The sequence below is a fragment of the Leisingera sp. F5 genome (genome assembly GCF_001593695.1).
This window is the reverse complement of sequence record NZ_LUKH01000148.1, coordinates 1-4,799: the sequence shown is the minus strand read 5'-3', so window position 1 is coordinate 4,799 and position 4,799 is coordinate 1. Positions and strand designations below refer to the sequence as shown.

At 64.3% G+C, this 4,799-nt stretch carries 5 protein-coding genes; all 5 read left to right on the top strand.

All coding sequences use genetic code 11. The features are described from left to right. Positions 1-228 (top strand): hypothetical protein (locus A2I95_RS26050; protein ID WP_291734585.1); only part of this gene is annotated, 228 nt, incomplete at its 5' end. Positions 229-303: 75 nt separating this feature from the next. Further along, positions 304-1,245, top strand: a complete 942-nt coding sequence (gene trxB / locus A2I95_RS26045) for a thioredoxin-disulfide reductase (protein ID WP_291734584.1) — start codon at positions 304-306, stop codon at positions 1,243-1,245. Positions 1,246-1,250: 5 nt separating this feature from the next. Further along, on the top strand, positions 1,251-1,589 hold the full coding sequence (locus A2I95_RS26040) for a hypothetical protein (RefSeq protein ID WP_027258141.1): 339 nt from the start codon (positions 1,251-1,253) through the stop codon (positions 1,587-1,589). 329 nt (positions 1,590-1,918) lie between these two features. Next, on the top strand, positions 1,919-2,977 hold the full coding sequence (locus A2I95_RS26035) for a Hint domain-containing protein (RefSeq protein ID WP_169730795.1): 1,059 nt from the start codon (positions 1,919-1,921) through the stop codon (positions 2,975-2,977). 74 nt (positions 2,978-3,051) lie between these two features. Further along, positions 3,052-4,731 (top strand): adenylate/guanylate cyclase domain-containing protein, encoded by a 1,680-nt coding sequence (locus A2I95_RS26030; protein WP_291734582.1) that lies wholly within the window; start codon positions 3,052-3,054, stop codon positions 4,729-4,731. Positions 4,732-4,799: the final 68 nt, after the last annotated feature.

Here is a 4,799-nt window from a genome sequence, read left to right as displayed (position 1 = left end):
CCCATCGGCCTGAAGCTCCGACAAAATCTTGCGATCAATCGGATCAAGGCGGGTTGTGACCATGTTCAAAGCTCCTGTGGAATTTGCGTTTCTTATAGCACCGCCGCCGGGCCGCGCAATAATGTTTCATCGTCGCGCAATATTCTTTGCGCTCCAAAGGCGCAAGCCGCAATGCGCGCCTCCCTGGCGGATTTGTATCCTGCCGCATGCAAAGCCTTGGGGGTTTAAGCCCGCGACCCCTGCCGCTATATGCATGTTCTGACGGCGGCACGCCCGCCATGCTGCTTTATGTAAGGGACGAACATGAGCGAGACGCGTCACACCAAGGTTCTGATCATCGGCTCCGGGCCTGCGGGCTACACCGCGGGGGTCTATGCGGCCCGCGCCATGCTGGAACCGATCCTGGTCCAGGGGATTGAGCCCGGCGGCCAGCTGACCACCACCACTGAGGTCGAAAACTACCCTGGCTTCACCGAGGTGCAGGGCCCCGATCTGATGATCAAGATGCAGGAGCACGCCCAGGCGATGGGCTGCGAGGTCATCGGCGACTATATCACCTCGCTCGACACGTCCAAGCGCCCGTTTGTGGCCAAGGCCGACAGCGGCACCACCTTCACCGCCGATGCGGTGATCCTCGCGACCGGCGCCCGCGCCAAGTGGCTGGGCCTGGAGTCGGAAGAGAAGTTCAAGGGCTTCGGCGTCTCCGCCTGCGCCACCTGCGATGGCTTCTTCTACCGCGGCCAGGAGATTGTGGTGATCGGCGGCGGCAATACGGCCGTAGAAGAGGCGCTGTTCCTCACCAACTTCGCTTCCAAAGTGACCCTGATCCACCGCCGCGACGAGCTGCGCGCCGAGAAGATCCTGATCGACCGCCTGATGAAGAACGACAAGATCGAACCCCTGTGGTTCCACACCCTTGAAGAGGTCGTCGGCACCGAAAACCCGCTGGGGGTCGAAGGCGTCGTGGTCAAGAACGTGCAAACCGGCGAGTTGAAGGAAATTCCCTGCAAAGGCGTCTTTGTCGCCATCGGTCACGCCCCCGCCAATGAACTGGTCAAGGACGTGCTGGAGCTGCACAACGGCGGCTACGTCCAGGTCAAACCCGGCTCGACCGAAACCTCGATCCCCGGCATCTATGCGGCCGGCGACCTGACCGACCACAAGTACCGCCAAGCGGTCACTTCGGCCGGCATGGGCTGCATGGCAGCACTCGACGCCGAACGTTTCCTGGCCGAGCAGGACTGATCCGGATGCCGCATGATTTCGAAACCCAGCGGGCCGGAACCGTTGCGGCATTCAACGACCTGCAGGCCGAACACGGCCTGCCCGAGGCGGCGGACGTTGATTACTTCTTCGTCCCCGCCCGCGACGGCGCGGACTGGCAGCCCTTGGCCAAAGAACTGAGCCGCGAGGGCTACAGCTGCAGCTGGGTCAGCGCGGCAGACAGTGAAGACGGCGCCCCCTATCTGATCGCCACCCTGCCGGAGCAGATCATTTCCGCCACCGGTATCTGGATCGGCGAAGAAGTGGCCACCCGCGCCGCCCTCTCCCACGGGTTCGCACCGGGCGGCTGGGGGCTGGAGGGCTGAGCCCGCCCGCACGACGCCTCTCCTTTGCCGGACCCGTCTGGCGGATCCTGTTTCAGACCCGGGCAGATCAGCCCCTGGCCCCGACCCACGCGCCCGAGGGGCACGCCTGCCTAAGCCCCTGCGCTGGTTCGCCGCAAGCCCCGAAAACCCAGGCAAGATGCTGAAATATTTCACTTAACCGACCTTTCACACTTACCGGAATGCACCCAAACGGGTGTACAAAAAATTCATCCGCCTTTCTGCGGCGCCTTAACCCGGTATTAGAAAAAAGCACCGCAAAACCTTCGCGTAAGCGACTGCATATCAGATCGTTCTGCCGGGGGGCCGAAATGGCGATACGAACTTTAAGCGCGTTCAATGCGGACGCTTTTACCGTCGATGACAGCTCACCCCATATGACTGCGGGCAGTTCGATCATCAACAATTCGGACACCCCGGTCGGCACGGTCTTCACCTATGATTCCAGCTACGCCATCGAGCGGATCACCCTGGACGACACCGCAGGCGGTGCTGACACGATGGAAGATGACCAGTCAGGCGGCCATACCATCGTCGATGGCGGTTCCATGGTGGCCGGCGGCACCCCGGTCGAGGCCGAATCGCACCACTACTTGCAAGAGCTTGATGCCGGTGGCAATCCCTTCGGCCCGGTCATCACCATCACCGTGTTTTCCCGGAACGGCGTCACGCAGGATGTCTGGGGCTTTTCCACCGATACCCCGCTGAAGGATGGCGCACCGTACCAGAAAACCTCCGGCAGCAATACCGGCACCTCCCAATATGACAGCTTTGTGCCCTGTTTCGTGACCGGCACCGCTATCTGCACCGACCAGGGCCTGCGCCCGGTGGAACGGTTGCGCCCCGGCGACCGGGTGCTAACCCGCGACAACGGCTTTCAGCCGGTTCTTTGGGTTGGTATCCGCCAGATCGGCGCGGACTGGATGCAGGCCTGCCCGCATCTGCAGCCGGTGCAGGTTGCCGCCGATGCCTTTGCCCCCGGCCAGCCGGCCCAGGACCTTTGGATCTCGCCGCAGCACCGGCTGCTGCTGAAAGGCGCCGCCTGCCAGATGCTGTTCGAAGAGCCGGAGGTGCTTGCCGCCGCCGCGCACCTGCAGGCGCATCCGGGCGTTGCCAGGCAGCCGGTTGCCCGGACCACTTATGTGCACCTTCTGTTCGAGCGCCATCAGGCGGTGTTCTCAAACGGTCTTTGGACTGAAAGCTTCCAGCCCGGCAGCCAGCTTCTGGACGGCGGCGGCGCCGCTGCGAGGCAGGAGATCCTGGAGCTGTTCCCCGATCTCGCGCTGGCCGGCGGCAGCGGCTACCCCGCCGCCCGCAGGGTTTTGAAACAAAAGGAAAGCCGCCTGCTGGCAGACCGGCCCCTGGTGTAAACGCCGTGCTGCCTTGACCGGCGCGCCTGCCCGCCGCAGTCTGCCCCCGGAAACCGCGAAACAGGAGGACCGGGGTGGCAAGCGCACTCTGGCAAGGCAATTGGATCAGCCGCACCCGGATCATCACCGGGCTGGTGCTGCTTACCTATGCCTTCTTCCATTTCATAAACATCGGCCTGGGGCTGTTGTCGCCCGAATGGATGGATGACTTCCAGGACATCCGCCAGCTGATCACCCGCAGCCGGGCCGGCGGCCTGATCCTTTATGCCTCGCTGATCCTGCACGCGGGCCTTGCCCTGTGGAACCTGGCCCGCCGCCGCAGCCTCAGGATGCACTTTGGCGAGGGGCTGCAAACCCTGCTTGGCCTGCTGATCCCGCTGCAGCTGCTCAGCCATCTGGTGTTCACCCGCTATTCGCACGAAATCTACGGCGTCAACGATGAATTCCCCTATCAAATCGTGCTGATGTGGGCCTCGCCCGAGGTCTGGCAGCAAAGCGCACTGCTGCTGGCGGTGTGGATCCACGGCTGCATGGGTTTGCACTACTGGCTGCGCCTGACCCGCTGGTGGCGGCCTCTGATCCCCTGGATGGCCGGGCTGGCAGTCTTTGTCCCCGGCTTTGCCCTGGCCGGCCTCCTGACCGAAGGCCGCCGCATCTATGATCTGTTTGTCGAAGGCAGCCGGCGTGCCGGATTGATGGCCGATTTCAACTGGCCCAGCCGCGAGGATTTTGCCGCGCTGCTGGAAACAGACAGCCGCTGGTTCACCGGTTTCCTCATCCTATTGGGACTGACAGCGGCGGCCCATCTGCTGGCCCGGCTGCTGCGCCGCCGCCGGGCGGTGCAGATCCGTTATGCCTTTGGTCCCGAAATTCGCGCCGAGCGCGGCATGACCCTGCTGCAGATGTCCCAGGCCAACGGGGTCCAGCACACGTCGCTCTGCGGAGGCAAGGGGCGCTGCACCACCTGCCGGGTGGTGGTGGACAAAGGCGGCGATCACCTGCCGCCGCCCACACCGCCTGAGGCCCGCAGCCTGGAACGGGTCAAGGCCCCCGCCAACATGCGGCTGGCCTGCCAGATCCGGCCAGAGGCGCCGCTGACCGTTACCCGCATGTTCCGCCCCGACGGGCAAAAGGGCCGCGCCCATGCCAGCCAGGGCAGCGAACAGCAGCTCGCCATCCTGTTTCTCGACATGCGCGGCTTTACCGCCCGCACCGCCGGCCAGCTGCCCTATGACGTGGTGTTCCTTCTGAACCGCTTCTTTGACGCCATCGTGCCCGCTGTCACCGGCGCGGGCGGCACCGTGGACAAATACCTTGGCGACGGCCTGCTCGCCTTGTTCGAGGCTCGTTCTCCCGCCCGCTCAGCCCAGGCGGCTCTGGACGCAGCAACCGCCATCGGCAGCGCACTGCAGGACTTCAACGCCCGGCTTGCCGCCGACGGCGAACCGGAAATCCGCATCGGTATCGGCATCCACTTGGGCGAACTGGTTCTGGGCGAAATCGGCAGCGCCGGCCATGCTCCGCGCACCATCATCGGCGGCAGCGTCAATACTGCCAGCCGGCTGGAGGCCAAGACCAAGGATCTGGGCGTCGAGCTGCTGATTTCGGCCCGCCTGCTGGACGCTGCCGGATACGATTCCAGCCATCTGGCGCTGGAAACTTTCCATCTGCGCGGCGTTGCAGAACCCATCAAGGCGCTGCCCGTTGCCTTTGCTGCCGCCCTGCCGCGGACCCTTGCCGCAGAACAGCGTTAAGCCGGCCCGCTGCTGCGCAGAACGCTTGTTTCCCACCCTCTGCCCAGCCGGTGCCAGCCACCCGGTTC

Bases quoted from the DNA above. Each gene is read 5' to 3' on its own strand.
- trxB (WP_291734584.1), top strand. From the start codon at position 304: ATGAGCGAGACGCGTCACACCAAGGTTCTGATCATCGGCTCCGGGCCT.
- A2I95_RS26040 (WP_027258141.1), top strand. From the start codon at position 1,251: ATGCCGCATGATTTCGAAACCCAGCGGGCCGGAACCGTTGCGGCATTC.
- A2I95_RS26035 (WP_169730795.1), top strand. From the start codon at position 1,919: ATGGCGATACGAACTTTAAGCGCGTTCAATGCGGACGCTTTTACCGTC.